We start from the raw sequence: 20,912 nt of genomic DNA on the forward strand, positions 1-20,912 counted from the left end.
CGTCCCTCCGGTCTTCGTCTGCCGGCACTGTGGTGCGCCGATGATCGTCATTGAGATACTGGAACGCACTGCGCCCATTCGCGCACCACCCATGCGACGAGCCGAGACATGAACGTAACGCTTCCCGGACGTGCAACCCGACCGTCGGCTTTGCGGCAACGCGGCCCACGAGCGGACGTCTGCGCCTGTCGCCTCGCGCAGTCCCCCGGACGTCCGCTTCACCGCCACAATCGCGCCACTGCACCGCTTCATCACTGCGTCGGCGCGCATCCAGAATCCCACCGCACCACCCGTCCATCAACATTGCTGGCCATCCCGGCCTATCAATCGCCATAGCCTCCAAGACTCCGACCGTATCGGGGCACTCCGCGGTTTCCTCCATCGAGGCTCGTTCGACGCCTGCCAGCAACGCACGGTGGCGCACTCACATTCCTGCGGACGATGGCAGGCGTCGAACAACCCTTAACGATCACGGTCAGCCCCGAGACCGGTGGCCATGATAGAGCGCAGAGGAATGGTCGCCAGCGTTGCTCGTTTTCCGGTGAAGGCGCGTCATTGCGGCCTGAGGTGCAGTTCGCTGCTCACGGATTGCACCCCCGGCACGCCGCGCGTCACCGCAAGCGCCTTCTGGATCTGTGCCTCTGAATCCACGTATCCTGACAACTGCACGACGCCTCGATACGTCGCGACGCTCATCGGCAAAGATCTCAGCCCCGGGTCCGCGCCGAGTGCCTGTTTCACCCGGGCGGCGACCGCAGCGTCGTCAGTGGCGGTCTCGCCGGGTGTGGTCACGGACGGCGTCGACGTCGACTTACATCCGTTGATGAACACGAGCGCGGGCAACGCGAATGCCGCGACGATCAGCAATCGGATTTTGATGTATGGCGCGTTTCGCATGTCGGTTACGACATCCCGATTCGTGCACAACGAGTGTCGTTCTGGCGGGCTTCGCAGGTACATATGTACGCGTTCCTGAAGTCCACCATGATAGCGCACAGGGTGGCGGACTTGACCGAGTCGACTCGCCGGGTCTGTTCATGCTGCGAGGCGAGTATTTGGCTGGGTTCGTTAAGTGTTTAGCTCAGTTCGTTAAGGGTTGTTCTTCGGCCATCTACGGCCGCTGGCCGGCACTCGTAGACGGACATTGAAACATCGGCTTTGTGCCAGACAACGGGCATTCGCCTGTCAATCGCACTCGTAGCGTCATCGGCCGAAGCTGTCGTTCGACCGCCGCTCATGCATCTACGCGTCTGCTTCTGCGGCGCCCGTCGGCTAGAACCGGGCACCCATAATACGATGCCGTGCCAACGGATACCGCGTCCCTGACCCATGGACAAGACTGTTGCCCATACATCAGGGCATCCGCCGCGATGCGCCGTACCGTCGGCAAGCACCCGCAGATCGGCCGCCCTCAGCATTCCGTCTTCGCATGTTTACTTGATCGGGGCCGTCGTCTTGTCCCGCGGCAACGAATTGTAGAGATCGCGCCATCTCTTCAAGTCTCCGTTCAGCTCTGGGCTGAGTTCCGTGACGAACGTCCCCGCTACTGCGGTCGCCGCGGCACTTACCTCATGAAGCGCACGCAACTCATCCATTTCGGCGGGCGATTCGGCAAACGCAGCAAAACCGCGCAGATCCGCTGAATATTCGCGGACGATTTGATCGAGTGCGTCCCCCTGACTGGTGGCCGCTACGCTCATCATGATGCCGATAGCGGGAGCGCCGTTCGCAGCCCGTCCTGCGCGGCGATCATCTTCGGTCGCCACGATCAGCGTTGAGGACATCGTCGATAGTCGAAGCACCTTCATTCTTGCTTCGATGCCGCCAGGTGCCAAGGCTCGAGATTCCAGACTCGCCTTGTCACCGAAGAGTCGGCCCATGCCCTGTGCGGCCACCGTTGCTAGGCGCGCCTGAAACGCGCGATATCTGTGGCCTGCATCTGACTCGTAGAACCGGATCAACGTATCCGCTTCCGCACTGCTCAGGTGGTTCCCATAACTCTGGCGGAGCGCATCAAGATAGGTCTTTTCAAGCACGGGCGCATCGCTACGCTTGATGCGATCGGCCTCCGCTGCACAATCCTCGGCAATGGCCGCCCTCATCGGGGCCCAACGCGGATTGTTCGGGTTCCAGGCCCGGTCGCCTAGATCGATTTGGCGCAGATTGCGCTCGACGCATACATTGGCATCCGCGCCGATGCCGGAGGGCGTGTTCGATTGCGATTGCTGAATGACGAGCAATCGCTGAAGCTGCGAAGCAGTCGCTCTGGGAACACCAGGTTGGGTACTTTCCGACATCGACGGCGTGGTAGCCGCGTCGCGCGGCTCTTCGCCACGCGCATGTACGTCGAATCCGGCATCGACAAAAGACAAGTACAGTGCGCGTTCGCGATTGGCAGCTGTGGGGGCACCGGTCACACGTACCGTCGCGAATTCATCCGGTTTGCCGCTTGGCGTTGCGGCGTTGAACCACGGCGCAGGCGGAGCAGCGAACGATCTCGCTGCCGAAGACTTGAGCGGAAAATTCCATTTGACCGCCCCTGGGGTATAGAGCCCATCGTCATAGCGATAGCCGAATAGGACGATTGATCCGTCCGTCAGGCTGAATACTTGCGTCGCGTACTGAGATGGACCACACATAAAACCATCCGAAGCCGGTAGGGCAATCTCCTTCGAAACTTGGAGATCGTCAGTGAGCTGAAAGAGACGACCGCGACTTTTTCCACCATAGCAGTCCAAAAGTTGAGGGTCTGCCTGCGGATCGAGCGGTTGGACCAGTCGAAGAAGTCCAGTGGCGGCAGATCGTGCCTGAATTTCCCCTTGCGCATCGACGCGGATCGTCTCGGTATCGGAAATGATCAAACTGCCATCCGACATCATTCGAACCTGACCTCGAACACCGCCACCTTTTGACGGGATCAGTTTTTGCCATCTGACGGTACCGTCGAAATTCACTGCAACAATCCAGTGATAATCGCCACGTTGACCACCGCCGGGCCAGTAGCGGGTAACTCGCCCCACTAGTACTGCTCCCCCGTTCCATGCGATGCACCCGTCCAGATATGCGATGTGCGAGTATTCGTTTTCGGTTTCCTGCGGCGTGATGAACTGCTCTGTTATGAGTTTGCCTTCGTTGTCCAGGCGAACCAGCAGCCCGTTGATTTCAGGCTTCCTAGGCCGACCGAGATCGATTGTGCCGCACAGGAGAACGTCCCCTCCTGGGGTTGCGACCGCCCCTGAGAAATCCGGATAAACGCCTCCCACATCCGGATTCGGGGACGCCAACAAGTATCGCCAACGAACGGTGCCGGCTGCGTCAACCTTTATCGCCCAGGCGGCCTTGTCTTTTTCCATTCGCCCCGCAATCACAAAGCCACCGTCGTTCACGCGCTCAATGACCCTCGGATCCGGAAGCGATCCCTTCTCGAGTACTACTTCCCGAACAAGTCGAAATGCCTCCAGTCGGCCTGATTCGCACGCTGCATGCTGGGCCATCGATAGACCGATAATCAACATCAAGATCGATTGTCTAATCATGATTTCCCAATGTCAAAAGCGCGCGTGAGTGTGCGCAATATCAGCTTGGAAAGAAGGAAGATCTCGTCGCGAGCAACTAGTCGTTGCAGAAATATCATGTGTAGTCAGACGACTATGTGCGAATACGAACGTTATTTGTGGGGCATCACAGGTTTTCTCGGCATCCACGACGTGGGGGAGATCATCGATCTCTTACTAAGCCCATCGTAGGTCAGCTGTACTTCTATAGCTGCCGTTCGGGTTCCGGGACATGCAAGGGCAGAGATGGGTCGGCTACGGCCGACCGCGTCAGGCGGGATGGCCCACGATAAGCCTTTCGAATTATCAGCGCGAGCGTCCGATACCGCGTCTATTCCAAATGTTCGAACAAACTTGCGCATCGTCTACGAGGCTGAGGTCGAGCGGAAACATGACGGCCACTTACGAGTGCTGCCGCCAAGCGAGCAGGTCCGGTACCTGACGAAGCGCGTTCCATCGTCTCCACGCGCGCCTCACTCGCGGGTCGGGGGCTGGCGCGGGCGACTAGGGCGATGTGCGCCGCCCTGCGTGTTTCGCGTGACTTTTGCCACATACCGTCGACGCATGGTTAACGATTTCTTCATGTTCTGTCGATGGCACAGGCTCGCGCTTCTGACCACAATGAAACAGGTCAACGTGAGCGGCGCGGCGCGCCGCCGCTGGCCAGCCTCTGCCGGACGCTTTGTGCCTGTGCAAGCGCCTTGACATCACGCACACCCTGCGAAGCGCCCGTGGTCGGTGACAAGGAGATGAACATGAAAAGCAAAAGTTTGACCTGCGCGGCGGCCGTTGCGGCCACCCTTCTGTCGTTGAGCGGTGCGGCGCATGCCAAAGGCCCCACCTGTTCCAACGAAACGCTGAGAGGCCTGTATGGATTCAGCGCTCAAGGCGAAATACTCGGCATCATCGGAACGGATGGTGCGGTTCACTACGCAAAGTCTCGGCTGCTGCTCAACGATGTCGCCGTCGTCAACTTCGACGCCAACGGCAACTTCACGCGAAACGATGCGGGCAATATCGGCGGCTTGCCAAAATCGGGCGGCGCCTTCAATTCCGTTCAGTTCGGCACCTACAACGTGAACAGCGATTGCACGGGAACGATGACGATCAACTACGGCACGAAAGCGAGTCCCGCAGGCGTGGTGCTCGTCGTGAATATCGTTATCTCGTCGGATGCGACACTGGTGATCGGCGAGATGACCAGTGAGACGGTCCCCTTCGCTGCTGCGCCTCCCACCGTCGATGGCACGTGTGGGAACCCATGCTCCGAAGCGGTGCAAATCAGTTTCGAGGGCAAAAAGGTGCTCGCCTACGGATTCCGTTAGGCGGACGGGACACGGCTTCAGGGGAAAGGTGGCAGCGACATCGGTACGTCGACGCTTGCCGCTTTGGTGCGCAGGCCGCCCGGCGCCCGGCTTTCGCTGGCGCAGCGGCGCGCTCGGCCAATCGGAGCTGCGGCAGACGCGACCCTTCAAAAGCCGATCTGATCGCATCTGTCCGACGGTCCGTTGCGGGTCGTCCTGAGCCGATCAGGTGTCGGGCCGAGTTCATCGGCCATCAAGAGCCGTTCGTGCACGATTTGCGACCGTCTGTTACCGGGCCGGCACGAGACGATCGCTGAAGTCGCTTGCCCCCCGCTCGTCGGTGTCGACCTACCTCAAATGCTACTGGCGTTGGGTTGTCCGCCACAAATGAGGTGGAGGTTCGAGCGTGTCATCGTCGCCGACACGACCTCGGCTAGTTGCAAGATCGTTCAATACTTTTGGCCTGAATCTACCTAGCATTCCCTCCAACGCTTATTTTTCTGGAGAGATGCTTTGTTATTACAAAACGAACCAGACGGCGCTAACGCCATTGAAGCCCCGCCCGAGCCGGAGCGTTGTGTCATCGTCGTGGACGAAGCGCTGCCGCCCGGCAAAGCCTCGAACGCCGCTGCAGTGGTGGCGTTCACGCTGGGCCAGCGCCACAGCCATCTCGTCGGCGAGCCCTTGCAAGAGCAGGACGGCACGGCGCATCCTGGTCTCATTCCCATTGGCATCCCGGTTCTCAAAGCCACGGCTGATCAGTTGAACGCGCTGCGCCAGAAATCGCTGGTGCACTGCGACGTCGTCGACTTTCCTGTGCAAGGACAGGCCACCGTCGACTACGAAGCCTTTCTACACGCGGTGCGCGCGCTGCCGGGCGAGTCCCTCCAGTATCTGGCAGTCGGACTGGTCGGGCCAAGGAAGAAGGTCGGCAAACTGGTCGGCGGCTTCGCCCTGCTCGCATGATGGGCGCGAACCTCACCGCGGAGCTCCACGGCCAGGTCTGGTCTGTGAGCATAGACCGTCCGGAAAAGCGCAACGCACTGAACGGCCCTCTGTTCGAAGCGTTGGCAAACACCTTGCGCCTTGCACAAGGGGACGTGCGCGTTCATTGCGTGCTGCTGCAAGGAACCAGCGAATGTTTTTGCTCGGGCCACGACAAGGCCGAGTTCGGTTCCTTGTGGCCGCAGGCAGCCGACGGCGCGGTCGCGCGCTGCATCGAGGCCTTTGCGGACCAGCCCAAGCCGCTCGTGGCAGCTGTCAATGGCGCGGCAGTCGGGTTTGGTGCCACATTGCTTCTGCACGCCGATTGGGTGGTCGCCGGCGAGGGCGCCATGTTCCGCTTTCCGTTTGCCGATCTCGGTATCGTGCCTGAAGCCGGCGCAACCGCATTGCTGGCCCGCCGGGTGGGCGATTTGTGCGCACGCGACTGGCTCATGAGCGGCCGGCCGATAACGGCCGCGGAGGCATTGCAGCGGGGCTTCGTTTCGCGCGTCGTGCCAGACGCGGATGTGCGCGCAACTGCCGACGAATACTGCGCACTGCTATCCGCCAAGCCGCCGACAGCGTTGCAAAGTATGCGGAACCTGTTGCTGGACGGCGCCACGCTGCCAGCCAGCGAAGCCATCCAGCGCGAGCTTCCCCACCTGAACGCCTTCATTCCTGCCGTTACCTGGCGCTCGATCCCTCATGCATAAAGTTCACATCGTCCATGCCCACCCGGAGCCGCGCTCCTTCTGCACGGCCATGGCCCATGAAGCCCGACACCTGCTGGAGTTGCGCGGCGACGATGTGAGTTTTTCGGACCTCTACGCGCTCAACTTCGATCCCGTGGTGCGCGCTAGCGATTTCGCCGAGCGCGCCAACAGCGAGTACCTCGTCTACTCCAGGGAACAGCGCCACGCGCTCGAGCGCAACGCCCTTGCGCCCGACATCCAGCGGGAAGTCGACGCGCTGCTGGCCAGCGATACGCTGGTGCTGGTGTTTCCGCTCTACTGGTTTTCGGTGCCTGCGCTTATCAAGGGATGGATCGACCGCTGCTTCCTGTCCGGCGCGCTATACGGCGGCAAGCGCATCTATGGTCGCGGCGGCATGGTCGGCAAGCGCGCGGTGGTCGGGGTAAGCCTGGGCGGCCGGGAACACATGTTCGGGTCGCAGGGCATACATGGAGAGCTTGCGGGCGGCATGCTGCGTCACCTGCTACAGGGGACCCTGGGTTACGTCGGTTATGAAGTGCTCGAGCCGTTCTTTGCCTGGCACATTCCTTACTGTTCGCACGCTCAGCGAGTCGACACGCTCAAGCGTTGGGGCGACTTCGTCGCCCGCCTCGACGAGCAGCCGGGCATGCCGATGCCGCGGCTAGAGGAATATGATGAAATCTTCCAGCCACTTCCAGGGGCAGTCTCACTATGAACACCACTGGACCGACGAAGTCGATCAAGCTCTGGCACGCGCCGGACGTCATGGACGCCGTCATGCTCAGGGGCCAGTTCGTCGGCCACCGCTATCCGCCGCACACGCACGACACGCATTGCCTCGCGGTGATTACGGGTGGGGCGCTGGCGGTCGAAGTTCAGGACCAGCGACGCTTGTGCCGCCGTGGCGACGTGATCGTCATTGATGCCGACGTGGTGCACGCCGGTTCGGCCGCCGGCGATGGGCAATGGAAGATGCGCGTGGCACATGTGCAACCCGCAGCTCTCGCCGCCTACTGCGAGAGGCTCGGCATTCCCCGACGCGAGCGGTTCGACATGCTGAGTCCGTTCGTCGTCGACGCTGAACTGTCACAGCAGCTGTACGGCGTAAACTGGTGTTCCGAGGTGGACGAGGACTGCTTCAAGCGCAGTGAAACGCTGGCCCGCGCCGTCATCGGTTTGCATGCCCGACACGCGGGTCGGTCTGCCGCCCTGCCCGTGGTGCGCAGCGAGCCTGCGCTGGTGCGCGCGATCAAGTCCCGCCTTCGCGACGAACTGCACGCACACCTAACCTTGTCGACGCTTGCGTGCGAGTTTGGCGTGACGCCTTTCGTGCTGCTGCGTGCCTTTGTGCGCGACACGGGATTGAGCCCGCATGCCTTCCAGCAGCAGGAGCGTGTGCGCAGCGCAATGCCGTTGTTGAGAGCCGGCAGGCCCATTGCGGAGGTGGGCGCGCTAATGGGTTTTGCCGACCAATCGCACTTCACGCGCGTGTTCAAGCAGCAGACTGGCGTGACGCCGAAGGTCTATCAGGCCGCCTTCTCATGATGCGGCGTTTCCGCCACCGTCTCCGTGTGGTGCAGGTCCCCTAGCCACCGGCTGCATAGGGGTCGGCAAGAGGCGTTCGCTAGCGCCCGACAACGGTCATTCGCTGCGGTGAGCAACGTTCGCTGCGCGGTTACGACGCGCCAGAGGAAGCGGGCCGGCCTGGCGCGCGCCGGCTCGCTCACGTCAGCGGCAAACCGGCGGTTGTGTCCGGCAACCACCGCTGCATTCTACTTGCGACTGGCCAGCAGTCCGACCAGCACGCCAACGCCTGCAGCAATGCCGATGAACGTCCACGGATGCCCATGAACGTAGTCATCTGTCGCATGCGCGGCTTTCCTGCTTTTCTCGACCACGATGACCTGCACGCCGGCGGCTTTTTCTTTGGCCTGCTGCAGGCGCGCCAGCGCCGTTTCATGCAGTTCTGAAGCGCGCTCGCTCGTGGCGTTCGCAGCCTGTTTCAGCAGGTCTTCAGCGTCCGCGAGGATGGATTTGATATCCGACATAGTTCTCTCCTTGTTGATTTCCGACAGGGACAGCTCACCTCGGGCCACGCCACGCATGAATCGTAACCAAGGAAACGGCCGTTGGCGAACGGAATGCAGCCACATCGTGCGAATCCATAGGACTGCTGAGCGCCGATACCTACGAATTTCGCTATTTTCAGCAGTCCGCTTGCTTCAAAATGCGGAAGTACGCGTTTCACCGACTCATCTGGCTAGCTACGCGTCTTCGGCTAACAGCATCGAGCGAGGGAAGCAATCCAGAGTGAGGAAAGCACTATGCCGAGAGAGATTCCGTGGGGTGATCCGAAAATTGGAACGCGGGCGTGCGCGGCATGATGTCTGGCTACTCGCGACGCTGAGCCACTAGGCGCAAGTTGACTCGCAACGGTACGCAAATGTCTCCTTTCGAGCAGTTCATCGGACCGCTTGGGGTCGGGGGCTGACCATCGAAGTCGCCAGGGCAAAGGAGCGAATCGACGCGACGAAGGCGCGGCGTACGCTGGCGTGCCTGGACCAGGAGCTCGCGGATGCAAAAAAGCGCATGATCGAAGAATTCCATCGCGTGCCCAGCAACCCGTACGCATAACGATCGACGGCGGCAGGAGGTAAGGCACGACGGGCCGCTTTCGAGCGGCTTTTTCTTTGCCCAGCACCTGATTGCAAACTCCAATCAAGGCCAGAGCATTCCGCCGATCGGCGCGGTACTGAACGAATCGACGCGATGAAGTGGTTCACGCAGGCGCCGTCCGACCACGGCAAACTGAAGTAGCTTATCCGACCGATCATGGCGCGTAAGTCCTCACCTCGTTGCGGGCAGCACGAGGTGCGCATTCTGTAAAGAACGAACGTCCTGGAATGCTTGTTGCATAACCTAACTTGTCCAGTGCGCAGACGCTGGGGAGGAAATATGTACGGCCCTTCCTGCGAACCGTATCGGGGGCACGGCGTTTACGTCGAGGTAACGGAGAATCAATCCGTGTCGTTCAACGGTACCGAGCGGCGTTACGCAGTCGCGTGGTACGTGTATAAGCGGGAGCCCTTCATCCAGGCAAACGTGATTGCACGTTTTGCCGAGCCGGTTGAATTTTTGTCCACTGACGAGGCAGTGCGTTACGCAGAGGGGCGCGCGCATACGTTCGTCGATTGCTCACGCGTCATCTCGAGGGAGTGACGTCACCACGCACAAGTGATGTGTGGCTGCTCCAGGTGCATGTTACGGTGTATCCATATGATCTCGCCGCAGACGCGGAAAAGCCGGTTGCATGGGCGGCGGGAAATTTTTTCGCAACAACGTGATCTACCGCGCAGTGTGACGCACAGGTACTCCCTGATTATTGATAGCGCTGACTCACCAGTGGCTGTATGAAGAAGTGGTCGGGACAGTGGCGTTTTGTGCCCCCGGCGTGAAAGTCCGATTTGAAGCCGGCGGAATGTCACCTGACGATGAGAGGAGTTCATCATGCTGCGGTGGATAGCCAGCTGGGCTGTACGCAACGCACTTACTCCGGAGAAGCAGGCCGAAAAAGCGTTGCGGGAATTGCGTCTGGAACTCTTCCAGGCTGAACAACGCATCCTTGACGCGCAGATGCACGCAGATTACTACCGAGCCCGTCTGGCCTTTTGTGAAGCGGTGTTGAAAGGCGGCATCGAGCAGGTAAGCGATCAGCGAAAGGAGCCGCAGACGGGCTGGCAGGCATTGAGGACAAGCCCCAAACTCACAGCGGCCCAATAGCCCAAACCGTTGTGTTGGCGGAGCGGCGACTCCTTCCAGATTTCGTCCTGCGCATCGCCCTCTTCGACGGCCTGCTGAATCCCCAGGCAGATACACGCGTCCGGGGACGTTATAGGCCTTCGCTGCGGCGACGGCCTGTGCGATCTGCTCCCTCAGCGTGTCGAGAGGAACGAGCGCGGGCGTGACCAGTGAACCCTGCATTGCTTCTCCACGGCGTAGCTCTTCGCTGCATGTTGCGCCGCAGAAAGTAGTCTGCTTGATCGGTTTAATCCTTGAGGCGCACTATGGAAGGTGCTGGCCGCATCCCCCGCCAAATCTTTGCGCGCATGTGGAGGGAAACATGTCCGAGCTCGATCAGAAGAGGGTCGTCGAGGTGCTAAACCAGATCCTCGAGTCAGAACTTGCCGGCGTTGTTCGTTACACACACTATTCATTCCTCGTATTCGGGTTCGGCCGCATTCCGATCGTTTCCTGGCTAAGAGAGCAGGCCGACGAGTCACTGCTTCATGCGCAGCAGGCCGGCGAATGGATTACAACCCTAGGGGCGTACCCATCCCTCAAAATTGGGCCGTTGCTCGATTCCCACACGTTTGACATTGGCTCCATCCTCCGCGAATCGTTGGAAGCCGAGAAAGTTGCCCTGAGCCTTTACCGCGACCTGTTGAAGCTGGTGCAGGATCAATCGGTCGCGCTCGAAGAATATGCGCGGGAGCTGATCCATATAGAAGAGCTGCATGCTGGGGAGGTCGACAAGATGCTGCGGCGTCCGGGCGCGGTCGCGAAATCACCGGACGCTGTTCCTGGCACCTAAGACTTCCCAAACTTTCAAGCGGCGTACTACCTTCGACGCCCCCTTCGTTGCGATATTGAATAGCGGTTGTGGGCCAAATTGCTGACTGGGAAATGGCCGTTTAGGTGTTGATTTGCACGCTCGCCTGACTTCGACGGCAAAGTAGCGACAGGTACAGTGGACGGGTCTCCCCGATCCCCGACCGATGGTGCGGCCCGCTCAATCAACCGCTTTGCGCCCGAAGAAGTTCGTTCAGGCCTCCGAGCGTAGGGGTCACGTCCCCAACTTCCGCAGTCGCAGATCGTCCGATATCCACTATTTGGGATATTCACTTGCGGAGCGGCTTTTCCGTACTAGACTGAATATCCCAACTACCGCGACTCTATCGGGCGTCTCCGGACGCGACTGCTATGCGCCTGACAATTCTGATAAATGGCCCTGATCCCACCGTCAACCATGACTACGCGGTGCTGTGGCTCGACACAGGCGAGCAACTCTGGTCCCGCGAGGCCCATGCCGGCATCGATCTGCCAGAGTGGGGCGAAATACATTACAGCGGCGATACGACGGTCCTCTGTAGATCCGCGGAGCCGCTCTGCGTCCTGCATGGTCTACGCCTGAACCGTCGTGCGGAAGTAAGCTGTGCGGACGGTATCGTGACGTTGTCGCACGAAGCTTCATATGCCCAGACTGCTTGGCACTGGCGCCTGCAGGCAGTTGATCGCACGCGGATACATGCGGACAGCGCACTGTTCGCGGGCGAGGTATCAGCGCGCGCGTCGTCCCCTATGACCGCGCTGACCGGTGCCACGGCAGCTCGCGTGCTGCCGGGCGACGTACGGCGCCCCGGTTCGTCCGGCTTTGGCAGGTAATGCCACCGAGCGGGCAGTGCCCGATATGCTCCGCTCTGTACTTTCGCGCAGACGTTGGAGATGTTGTTCCGGTCCTGCCTCGTAGTTCCGCCACGTCACACCGTCCACCCCGGGCGCCGCGTTGCGTTTGAGCACAAGAATCGACTCCCGAAGGCAATCGCTCGTGCCACCAGGGCGTCAGAGGGCTTTCCGGGGCGGGCGCGGCGCCCCGTTTACTCGTGGTCAACCCGTGGCAGGTCCGCAAGCGTTGGGCCGGGCCCGGAATCAGCGGCCGTTTCAATCCCTTCGCGACCCGCCTCATCCACAACGCGCCGGACCTGCGGACCCGCGACGCGTTGTCCATCCACCGGAAAGACGGTCACCACGGTATCGCCTCTGGCCAGCGCGTCGACCACTTCAATCACCGGCGATTCGTGCGGCGCGACCTTAAACTGTTCGCCGCTCACGGAAACCTGCCCCCAGAGTACGTGGGTGACCCTTTGCGAATCCTGCTCAAGCCGGACCGCGGTAATCGCGTGCACTGTCATTTGAAGTTCCTCGCTGGTAGGAGAATTCGTGGGATGAAGGGACCCCCGCTGCTTTTCAGCGGCGCCGTGGTACGCGTGTAGCGCGAGGCGGCCCATCCCCGGCACCTGTCCGCACGTCGCCCGGGTTTGTCCTCGATGCCTGGCTGATGCCTGGCCAAAGGCGCCGCCCTGCCGCCTGCGCACGCCGGCCTGGCTCGGCGACCGCGTATTCGATCGAGTGATCACGAGCCAGATGCGCTAGGATGTCGCGCGCGAACTCGGAATGAGCGAGCGCATGCTACAGCGCCGCATCACCGAGGAAGGCTCAACCTTCCGGGAGGTGTTCGCCGAAGCACGGCATGAACTTTGGCGACGGCTGCTGGCCGATTCCGCTTTGAGCATCGACGAGGTTGCGTGTCTGCTCGGCTATCAGGATACGAGCTCTTTCTATCGCGCGTTCAGGGACTGGGAAGGTGTCACGCCCAATCGGTGGTGTGAATTGAACGCGACGGACCTCGCCGCCGTGCCGGGCTAGCGCATTCAGAGAGATTGGCGTCGTAGCGCCCGCGATCGGTTGATGGTTGTCTGCCAATTCACGCAGACGCGAACAATGAAGCTGCCCAATCCGCAAACACCCTGACCTTGGTGCTATATCGTCGGCTAGGCGGATATGCGATATACACCTCGAGCGGATCCGGCCGCCATTGCGCGAGAATGGGCACGAGCCGTTTTTGCTCAATGGACGAGCGAACCATGAAGTCCATGGTGTGGACGATCCCCAGACCAGCCAGTGCGGCTGCATGGTGTGCATTGCTCTCGCTGACAAGAACGTCATTGCGTACGCGATCGAGCGTTATCGTCTCTCCGCCGCGGCGAAAGGCAAGAGGCTGCGTCACACCCGTACTTGCAGAGAAATATCCAACAACAGGCATGTCCTTATCCACGATCTCCTGCGGATGTTTCGGTCTGCCGTACTTCGCGAGATAGGCGGGACTTGCACATGTCGTCCATGCAGCCGTGCCGATCGAATGCGCGACGACGTCCGGGTCATCGGAGGTGCTTCGAATTGCACAGTCTATGTTCTCTGCGACGAGATCCGCAGTGCGGTCAGTGACGCTAAGCTGAATCCGCATCGTGGGATAGCGCGCAAGAAAGGCCGGCAATTGGGGAATGAGGATACAGCTTGCGGTCGATCCTCCAACGTCGACTCTCAGCACCCCGCGTGGGCTCGCCTGTTCCCGACCGAGTGTGGCCTCGAGATCATCGAGTTCACTGAGCAGTTGCCTCGCGCGCTCAAAGTAAGCAGTGCCATCGCTCGTCACACTGACCCGCCGCGTATTGCGCTCAAGCAGCTTTACACCAAGATGCGCTTCCAGCGATTTGACCCATTTGCTTGCCGTGGTGTTGGGCATATTCAGAGAAAGGGCAGCCCGCCCAAAGCCTCCTGTCTCAACAACGCGGACAAAAACACGAATTGCCTGCAAATGGTCCATCGAGCCGCCTCCAATTATCCACGTTTGTGCGCAGAGTTCCCACAATACACGTATTTATCTACACGCGTACGCAATGTAAGCTGAGGTCATTCGTCCATGCAGGTAACCAAGGAGCCCTGAAATGACAGCCTCACTCTACGACAACATTCATTCAACCAAGCATGCGGGCAAGGTTGCGCTTGTGACCGGCGGCAGCACCGGAATTGGCCTGGCCACCGCCAAGCGCCTTGCGCTAGAAGGAGCCACGGTGTTCATCACCGGGCGACGCCAGGCGGAACTGGATGCCGCAGTACTGGAAATCGGCCACGGCGCGCGAGCGATTCGCGGCGACATCTCTTCTGCGGCCGACCTTGGACGCATTGTGGAGACCGTGTCGGAGGCTCACCAAAGAATCGACATCCTCTATGCCAACGCGGGCGGCGGCGAATTCGTGCCCCTTGGCGAGATCACCGAAGCGCAATTCGACAAATATGTCGGCATCAACATGAAGGGCACGTTGTTCACAGTCCAAAACGCATTGCCATTCATGCCCGCCGGTAGTGCGATCGTTATCACAGGATCGATCGCAGCCGTAAAGGGCATACCCGCGTTCAGTGTCTATGCCGCCACCAAAGCGGCTTTGCGGGCCTTCACGCGCTCCTGGGCAAACGATCTCAAAGGCCGTGACATCCGCGTCAACGTGGTCGCCCCCGGCGTCATCATTACGCCTGCCTACAAGACCGAACTCGGAATGAGTGATGAGCAGATTGACGCGTATTCCAAGGACGTCTCCGGGACGACTCCGCTTGGCAGGGTTGGCACTCCCGACGAGATCGCCAAGGCGGTCTCTTTCCTGGCATCCGACGACGCCGGTTTTGTAACGGGCGCCGAGCTGTTCGTCGATGGTGGACTCGCGCAGGTCTGATCTTTCGACGCCGCGCTCAACTGAATGTGGGTGCGGCATCAGGAGGAGAAATACGATGGGCTCGCAAGAAAAATTTCGTCTCGCTCAGCAGTTTCTTGAAAGACTGCGCTCGGGTGCGGCGCCTGATGAGATTGCGTCATTGTGTACATCCGATCTCGACTGGAATGTTCCGGGCGACCCAGGCGCCCTACCCTGGATCGGGCGCAAGACAGGGCGCGAGGCAGTCTCGCATTTTGTTCGCGATGCGCGAATGATGGTCGAAGGCATCGGCTTCGATATCAGGGAGGTTCTCGCAAGCGACGATCGCGCTGTCATTCTTGGTCACGTGCAATCGCGGATCAAAGCCACCGGAAAATTGATCGATAGCGAGTTTGCAATCGTGCTCACGTTCGCCGGCGCGAAGATCGCAAGCTTCCTGCTGCTGGAAGACAGCTTCGCCGTATCGCTGGCCGCCCGACATTAACTGGTCCGGCAACCTTCAACACAAAGGATCGTATGCCAGCGGCACTATCGCTCAACCTGATCCCCGATTACTCAAAGGAGTCCACGATGCATTTCTCGGTGAATGAGCTTCTGAGCCGAAACCTGCTCGCCATTTTTGGCGAGCGGGATTCTGCAGCGCGCATGAAGGAACTGGAAACCATCTGGCTGCCGGAGGGCTGCTTCGTCGATCCCGATGGCCGACACGTTGGACTCGACGCCATCAATCGCAAGGTTGCCCAGCTACGGGCAAGATTCCCCGATTTCGACTTTATCGAGCGCGGGCCCATTGAAACCATGCATGGAATCGGGCGCCTCGCATGGGGATTTGGGCCCGAAGGCAATCGAACAGCCGTAACGGGCGTCGACATTGCGGTTACACGAGACGGAAAGCTTCTCGAACTGTACGCGTTCATAGACCGATGAACTACGAGAATCGCGCGAACGCTAATCTGCTTCCACGATTCCTGTATGCGTGATCCTGTACGGTTCCATTGCCTGGCGATCCCTTCTTCAAATATCGGAGTTGCGTCATCGAACAGGCAACTGCGTCGAACTCATGTAATCAGTATACCTATATAAATAAGGGGATAAAAAAGGAGACAGAGGGTGAGGAGAAACAACCGCATAAAGATGGGTCTGCGCGGTGCAGTCGCTCCAGCGTTGTTCGCCGGATCGATAGGCTGCGCGTACGCGCAGAGCAGCGTGACGCTGTACGGAATAATCGATGACGCATTGTCTTATTCAAGCAAGACCTTGAATCCATCGACAGGCCGAGACGGAGGTCATCAAATCGCAATGATTGATGGCCAGGTTTTTGGGTCGAGATTTGGTATGACGGGTGTCGAGGATTTAGGGGGAGGAATTAAGGCATCTTTCAAACTCGAGAGTGGCCTTAACACCGCAAATGGCGGTCTCGGCAACTCGAATGGAAACCTGTTCGGCCGGCAGGCATGGGTCCAGCTAGCTGGCAATTTCGGCTCTGTCACGGCAGGTGTGCAATTTTCTCCATTCGTCCTCGCGTTAATCGAGTCGGATGCGCGAGGTGCATCGGATTTTGGGTCGCTAGCGCCGATATACGTGGACAGTGTCATCACGACCGGGCTATTTAACTCCAATGCGATTACCTACTCGAGTCCGACTTTTGCCGGACTGCAAGGAAGTGTCATGGTTGCCCTCGGTGGAGAGCCGGGCAAGTTCCGGGCTGCAAGGCAGTACTCGGGAAGCTTGACCTATAACCTGAACGGCTTCTTCGCTGACGCGGCCTTCTACAGCGGGAACGCAGGAGACGCAAACACTGCTGCTCCAGCAATCTCGACGATAGCTTTCACGGGACGCACCATTGGGGTGGGCTATACATTTGACAATTTGACACTCAAAGCGGTGTTCGTGAATTTCAACGTTGCAGGATCCTTCGATAGTCGTGTGTTTGGGGGCGGGGTAAGTTATACCGCGACGCCTGCGCTAATTCTCGACGCCGGTGCGTGGCTGACTCGGGACGGCAACGACTCGAGCAATCATTCGATCCTCGCCGCTGCCGGTGCGCGGTATTTCCTCTCGACGCGGACGATGCTGTATACGCAATTCGGCTATGTGAACAATAGCGGAAAGATGAACAAGGGTCTTTCCAACGATGGACCCGTGTATTTGCCATCCGGAGGGACTTTCGGAGCCAATGTCGGGATCACCTATTCCTTCTAGTTCCAGGTCAAGGTCAGGTACACAGAGGTTGACACTCAAGGAGACAATGATGTCTGACGCCGCATTACGAGAGGGCTCCGTTCATATCGAACGAGCTACCGGAGCGGGATCGGTATCTGGGGTCCCAGAATTGCCGGATGGCTTTGCGAAGACGTTCGAGAGCTGCTACATCGACGTTGGCGGCCTTCGTCTGCATGCCGTGATCGGTGGCGGGGGACCGCCGCTGCTGCTGGTGTGCGGTTGGCCCCAGACCTGGTATGCGTGGCGCTACGTTATGCCACGCCTCGCACAGCAGTTCACCGTTATCGCTGTCGAGCCACGTGGCGTTGGGCTCTCCGAAAAAGCCGCTACCGGGTATGACTCCGACACGCTTGCAACCGATCTGCTTGGGGTAATGACGGTCCTCGGTCATGAACGCTTCGCGCTAATGGGGTTCAACATCGGCAACTGGACCGGTTATGCGATGGCGGCTGCGAGGCCGGATCGGATTGAGCGTTGGGTGATGGTGGAAAGCATTTTCCCGGGTGTGACGCCGTCGCCGCCGGTGTTCGACGTCCGGCAACTGAGTGATAACCTCTGGCACGTCGGATTCAACCGCGCCTACGGCATCAATGAACGTATGGTGCAAGGGCGCGAGGACATTTACTTCGGTCACCAGTTTGCGAGCAAGGCAGGCTCGCCAAACGCCATTCCGGATTATGCGGTCGGGGTCTACGTCGACGCTGTAACAAACAGCGAAGCGCTGCGTGCGAGCTTCGAGTATTACCGTGCCATCGACGTCAATATGGAGCGGAACAAGGAGCGTGTGAAGGCGCGTCTGCCGATGCCGATTCTCGCGGTGGGTGCGTCGCGTGCTTTGGGTGAGTATGTCGAACACACGGCGAGACTCATTGCCGACAACGTGGCCGGCCTGGTGATCGCAGACTGCGGACATTTTATTCCCGAGGAAGCACCCGGTGCGTTTCTCGAAGCGATCCAGCCATTTTTGCAGCCTCTCGATTCGCACTGGCGCTTGAAAGGCAACTAAAAGGTTGCCGCAAAAGACTGAATATATCGAGCGGATAACGTCTCGTTTAAATTAAGGAATGCATATCTATATGGTTGGTGACGACCCAGCCATATCGATCATAAGTAAGACATATTTTTTGACGAACGGAACGGAGACATTTGATGAAACAGCTAACAGGAAAGGTCGCGCTAGTAACCGGAGGCGCGCGCGGGATTGGCGCAGGCATCGCCCAGCGTCTTGCCAGAGAAGGCGCGCACGTCACGATCACCTATCCGGGCGCGTTCGACGGGCCCGATAACGTGCTGCGTGCGATTAAGGACGAGGGTGGCAAGGCGTGGGCAATCGAAGCGGACAGCGCAGTGCCTGAAGCAGTAACCGCCGCGGTCGATCAGGTGGCGCGGGAAAGGGGCGGCATGGATATTCTCGTGAACAACGCTGGCATCATCGTTGTGTCGCATATCGATGAGTTCTCGGCCGAAGATTTCAATCGCATGCTGGCAATCAACGTCCGCGGTGTGTTCGTGGCCTCGCAAGCTGCGGCACGACATATGAAGGAAGGGGCGCGCATCATCACCATCGGAAGCTGTAACGCCGACAGAATGCCGTTTGAAGGGGGTAGTGTGTACGCATTGACGAAGGCAGCTGTAGCCGGGTTCACCCGTGGACTGGCTCGTGATCTTGGTGCGAGGGGGATCACAGTCAACAACGTTCAACCCGGTCCCACGGATACCGATCTGAATCCGTCCGACGGCCCTTATGCGCCGACCTTCAGGCAGATGCTTGCACTACCGAGGTTTGCTCACGTGGACGAAATTGCCGGAATGGTTGCCTGGCTCGCGAGCCCCGAGGCCGCGTTTGTTACAGGTGCCAGCCTGACGATTGACGGAGGGTTTAACGCCTAGGAATACAGGTCGGCTTGTGGCGCACGTTCCTGTCGCGAAAGGATCGTCACTGCGGTGAACATTCGTGGCGACGAGAACAGATTTTTTGTGAGTTCTATGATTCAAGGAGATGGAGATGAAAGACGGTTTCGCCGCTGTGGTTCACCTGAAGATCAAGCCTGAGAAACTCGACAGGATCAAGGCTTTGCTCTCGGACGTTGGGGATGCAATGAGCGCGGAGAAGGAGTTCGTTCACGCATGGGTGCATCATTCGAAGGACGATCCGACATCGCTAGTGATCTACGAAGCCTGGTCCTGCGACATCGACTATTTCATGGAGAACCTGTTTAGCAAGCCCTATCGGAAGACGTACGAAACCGAGATTGCCAGCGCTCTGCGGGAGGAGCGGAACATCGAAGTTCTCAACTACGTTCAGAGTTATCCGGGGCGGCGGGATAGCTAGCAAAGTGGGAGCGCCGGCTGCACGCTCAAGTGCCATCGGAGCGCACCCCATCAGTATGCGCCGGCAAAGAGAACCTGTTTCCTGTGTGAAACAGTCCAGCGATTTAGAGATGATTGGAGACGCGCTTTGATCAAACTAACTGTATTGCTGCCGAGGAATGCTTCGATGACTCGGGAGGAGTTTGTGAACTACCATCGAGAGATTCATGCGGCGTTGCTTCGCGGAGACGAGTTCACGAGATCGCTGGTAAAGCGGTACGAGCAGGCGCACAACACCGGCACGACGATCCCCGGCATTGATCTTCCAGACCATCATCTTGATGGAATCGCGGAACTGTGGTTCGACAACGTCGACGACCTCGTTAAGTACTATACCGACGACCACTATTTCGCAGTAGTACAGCCAGATGAAATGCGCTTCATCGATCACTCGCGGGCACTCGCTATGATCTCGACCGTCAATGTCGTGTTTTGAGAAGCGGATCGAGAAACCTCAGATGCTGGCCCAACGTGTGCGCAGCGGGCAAGTGCGTTCCTTCACTGTTTGTGTACTAAGCGGATTTTCAACGGTAGGTGTCGACGGACCGTTCATGTGGGCCACAACTGTTCGGCCTTTACCGCTGAGCGATGCCAGCCGATAACAACTGGCGTGCTCAACTATTAAACAGGAGACATCTAGCTATGCAAGCGATATTTGAAGAGAACCGTTCGACCCGCCCTTCTCTCGAAGGAAAGGTAGCCATTGTGACCGGAGCGAACGGTGGTATCGGCTCTGCGATCGCACAACAATTTTTGGCCGACGGCGCATTGATCGTACTCACCGATCTCGCACAATCAGGCGAGCAACTGGCGTCGCTGGGCAAGCGAGCAATTTTCCTCAAGCATGACGTCTCGCAGGAACAGGCCTGGAGCGAGGTCGTAGAGCAGGCGCTAGGTAGATTCGGAAAGATCGACGTCCTGGTTAACGCCGCAGGAATTCATCGGCACGGTGTGATGACCGATACAACAGTCGCCTCGATGGAGGCACTGTTCCGCGTCAATCAACTGGGCACGTTCCTCGGCATGAGAGCGGTTGTCGACGCATTTACGAGCAACCGCCATGGTGCGATCGTGAATATCTCATCCTGCCTCGCGACGCGCGGCGTGCCCGGGCAGTTCGCTTACGCAGCGTCTAAGTGGGCTGTTCGAGGTATGACGAAAAACGCGGCGCTCGAGCTCGCATCGCTAAACATCCGAGTGAACGCGGTTATGCCAGGTCCAACTGATACGCCCATGTTCCGCGGGCTTCCTGAGGCAGACCAGTCGGCGATCGCGGCAATGATTCCGTTTGGGCGAGTAGCGCGCCCCGACGAGATTGCGGCTGCGGTTGCCTTCCTGTCTTCGGAAGAGGGTAGCCCCATGTCCTCCCGGACACAGGGCCCCCGAAGAACGGAGCGTGCGACTTTCACCGCACTCCGCTCGCGCACAGCATTAAGCGTC

At 59.2% G+C, this 20,912-nt stretch carries 23 protein-coding genes and 1 pseudogene; 19 read left to right on the forward strand and 5 right to left on the reverse strand.

Annotated features, from left to right (window positions below; all coding sequences use genetic code 11):
- Positions 1–552: 552 nt before the first annotated feature.
- On the reverse strand, positions 553–897 hold the full coding sequence (locus P3T25_RS46590; protein WP_429364366.1) for a BON domain-containing protein: 345 nt from the start codon (positions 895–897) through the stop codon (positions 553–555).
- A 536-nt stretch (positions 898–1,433) separates the two neighbouring features.
- Positions 1,434–3,353, reverse strand: a complete 1,920-nt coding sequence (locus P3T25_RS46595) for a hypothetical protein (protein ID WP_429364368.1) — start codon at positions 3,351–3,353, stop codon at positions 1,434–1,436.
- A 956-nt stretch (positions 3,354–4,309) separates the two neighbouring features.
- On the opposite strand from P3T25_RS46595, the gene P3T25_RS46600 reads away from it, so the two are divergent.
- The 5 genes from P3T25_RS46600 to P3T25_RS46620 all read left to right on the forward strand — a co-directional run bounded on the left by P3T25_RS46600 (position 4,310) and on the right by P3T25_RS46620 (position 8,100).
- Positions 4,310–4,879 carry a hypothetical protein gene (locus P3T25_RS46600; RefSeq protein WP_266239612.1) on the forward strand — a complete coding sequence of 190 codons (570 nt, stop codon included), beginning with the start codon at positions 4,310–4,312 and terminating at the stop codon, positions 4,877–4,879.
- A gap of 492 nt (positions 4,880–5,371) precedes the next feature.
- The gene (locus tag P3T25_RS46605; RefSeq protein WP_429364370.1) at positions 5,372–5,824 is read left to right on the forward strand and encodes a DUF2000 domain-containing protein; all 453 of its coding nucleotides are present in this window, start codon (positions 5,372–5,374) and stop codon (positions 5,822–5,824) included.
- Positions 5,824–6,555, forward strand: coding sequence for an enoyl-CoA hydratase/isomerase family protein (locus P3T25_RS46610; protein WP_429364402.1), 732 nt, complete (start codon positions 5,824–5,826; stop codon positions 6,553–6,555). Before P3T25_RS46605 ends, P3T25_RS46610 begins: the two co-directional genes overlap by 1 nt.
- Positions 6,548–7,270, forward strand: a complete 723-nt coding sequence (locus P3T25_RS46615) for an NAD(P)H-dependent oxidoreductase (RefSeq protein ID WP_429364372.1) — start codon at positions 6,548–6,550, stop codon at positions 7,268–7,270. The genes P3T25_RS46610 and P3T25_RS46615 overlap by 8 nt, the downstream gene beginning before the upstream one ends.
- Entirely contained in the window at positions 7,267–8,100 is an 834-nt protein-coding gene (locus P3T25_RS46620; protein ID WP_429364374.1) for an AraC family transcriptional regulator, read from the forward strand. The genes P3T25_RS46615 and P3T25_RS46620 overlap by 4 nt, the downstream gene beginning before the upstream one ends.
- 227 nt (positions 8,101–8,327) lie before the next feature.
- Here the strand turns inward: P3T25_RS46620 and P3T25_RS46625 are convergent, their stop codons facing one another.
- Positions 8,328–8,630, reverse strand: a complete 303-nt coding sequence (locus P3T25_RS46625) for a DUF883 family protein (RefSeq protein WP_429364404.1) — start codon at positions 8,628–8,630, stop codon at positions 8,328–8,330.
- A gap of 880 nt (positions 8,631–9,510) precedes the next feature.
- Here P3T25_RS46625 and P3T25_RS46630 point away from each other — a divergent pair.
- The 4 genes from P3T25_RS46630 (at position 9,511) to P3T25_RS46645 (ending at position 11,997) form a co-directional block, all read left to right on the forward strand.
- Positions 9,511–9,774: a hypothetical protein gene (locus P3T25_RS46630; protein ID WP_429364376.1), complete on the forward strand. Its 264-nt coding sequence runs from the start codon at positions 9,511–9,513 to the stop codon at positions 9,772–9,774.
- Between the two features lie 288 nt (positions 9,775–10,062).
- Entirely contained in the window at positions 10,063–10,335 is a 273-nt protein-coding gene (locus P3T25_RS46635; protein ID WP_429364378.1) for a hypothetical protein, read from the forward strand.
- Positions 10,336–10,675: 340 nt separating this feature from the next.
- Entirely contained in the window at positions 10,676–11,146 is a 471-nt protein-coding gene (locus P3T25_RS46640; RefSeq protein WP_429364380.1) for a ferritin-like domain-containing protein, read from the forward strand.
- Positions 11,147–11,535: 389 nt separating this feature from the next.
- Positions 11,536–11,997, forward strand: a complete 462-nt coding sequence (locus P3T25_RS46645; protein WP_429364382.1) for a DUF3564 family protein — start codon at positions 11,536–11,538, stop codon at positions 11,995–11,997.
- 212 nt (positions 11,998–12,209) lie between these two features.
- Here the strand turns inward: P3T25_RS46645 and P3T25_RS46650 are convergent, their stop codons facing one another.
- Positions 12,210–12,524: a hypothetical protein gene (locus P3T25_RS46650; RefSeq protein WP_429364384.1), complete on the reverse strand. Its 315-nt coding sequence runs from the start codon at positions 12,522–12,524 to the stop codon at positions 12,210–12,212.
- 256 nt (positions 12,525–12,780) lie between these two features.
- Here P3T25_RS46650 and P3T25_RS46655 point away from each other — a divergent pair.
- Positions 12,781–13,038: pseudogene (locus P3T25_RS46655) on the forward strand (helix-turn-helix domain-containing protein); the annotation flags it as partial.
- Positions 13,039–13,096: 58 nt separating this feature from the next.
- Here P3T25_RS46655 and P3T25_RS46660 read toward each other — a convergent pair.
- Positions 13,097–13,996, reverse strand: coding sequence for a LysR substrate-binding domain-containing protein (locus P3T25_RS46660; protein WP_429322275.1), 900 nt, complete (start codon positions 13,994–13,996; stop codon positions 13,097–13,099).
- A gap of 121 nt (positions 13,997–14,117) precedes the next feature.
- Between P3T25_RS46660 and P3T25_RS46665 the strand changes: the two genes are divergently transcribed.
- The 9 genes from P3T25_RS46665 to P3T25_RS46705 all read left to right on the forward strand — a co-directional run.
- Positions 14,118–14,900 carry an SDR family oxidoreductase gene (locus P3T25_RS46665; protein ID WP_429364386.1) on the forward strand — a complete coding sequence of 261 codons (783 nt, stop codon included), beginning with the start codon at positions 14,118–14,120 and terminating at the stop codon, positions 14,898–14,900.
- Positions 14,901–14,955: 55 nt separating this feature from the next.
- Positions 14,956–15,363: a nuclear transport factor 2 family protein gene (locus P3T25_RS46670; RefSeq protein ID WP_429364388.1), complete on the forward strand. Its 408-nt coding sequence runs from the start codon at positions 14,956–14,958 to the stop codon at positions 15,361–15,363.
- Between the two features lie 86 nt (positions 15,364–15,449).
- Positions 15,450–15,806, forward strand: a complete 357-nt coding sequence (locus P3T25_RS46675) for a nuclear transport factor 2 family protein (RefSeq protein ID WP_429364390.1) — start codon at positions 15,450–15,452, stop codon at positions 15,804–15,806.
- A 207-nt stretch (positions 15,807–16,013) separates the two neighbouring features.
- Entirely contained in the window at positions 16,014–17,081 is a 1,068-nt protein-coding gene (locus tag P3T25_RS46680) for a porin (RefSeq protein ID WP_429364406.1), read from the forward strand.
- Positions 17,082–17,130: 49 nt separating this feature from the next.
- Positions 17,131–18,108, forward strand: a complete 978-nt coding sequence (locus tag P3T25_RS46685) for an alpha/beta fold hydrolase (RefSeq protein ID WP_429364392.1) — start codon at positions 17,131–17,133, stop codon at positions 18,106–18,108.
- Positions 18,109–18,251: 143 nt separating this feature from the next.
- Positions 18,252–18,992 carry an SDR family oxidoreductase gene (locus P3T25_RS46690; RefSeq protein ID WP_429364394.1) on the forward strand — a complete coding sequence of 247 codons (741 nt, stop codon included), beginning with the start codon at positions 18,252–18,254 and terminating at the stop codon, positions 18,990–18,992.
- 115 nt (positions 18,993–19,107) lie between these two features.
- Positions 19,108–19,434, forward strand: coding sequence for a putative quinol monooxygenase (locus P3T25_RS46695; RefSeq protein ID WP_429364396.1), 327 nt, complete (start codon positions 19,108–19,110; stop codon positions 19,432–19,434).
- 126 nt (positions 19,435–19,560) lie between these two features.
- Positions 19,561–19,908: an EthD domain-containing protein gene (locus P3T25_RS46700; protein ID WP_429364398.1), complete on the forward strand. Its 348-nt coding sequence runs from the start codon at positions 19,561–19,563 to the stop codon at positions 19,906–19,908.
- Positions 19,909–20,114: 206 nt separating this feature from the next.
- On the forward strand, positions 20,115–20,912 hold a 798-nt coding region (locus tag P3T25_RS46705; RefSeq protein WP_429364400.1), incomplete at its 3' end, for an SDR family NAD(P)-dependent oxidoreductase.

The sequence above is a fragment of the Paraburkholderia sp. GAS32 genome, from assembly GCF_050434225.1.
GTDB classification, from domain to species: domain Bacteria; phylum Pseudomonadota; class Gammaproteobacteria; order Burkholderiales; family Burkholderiaceae; genus Paraburkholderia; species Paraburkholderia madseniana.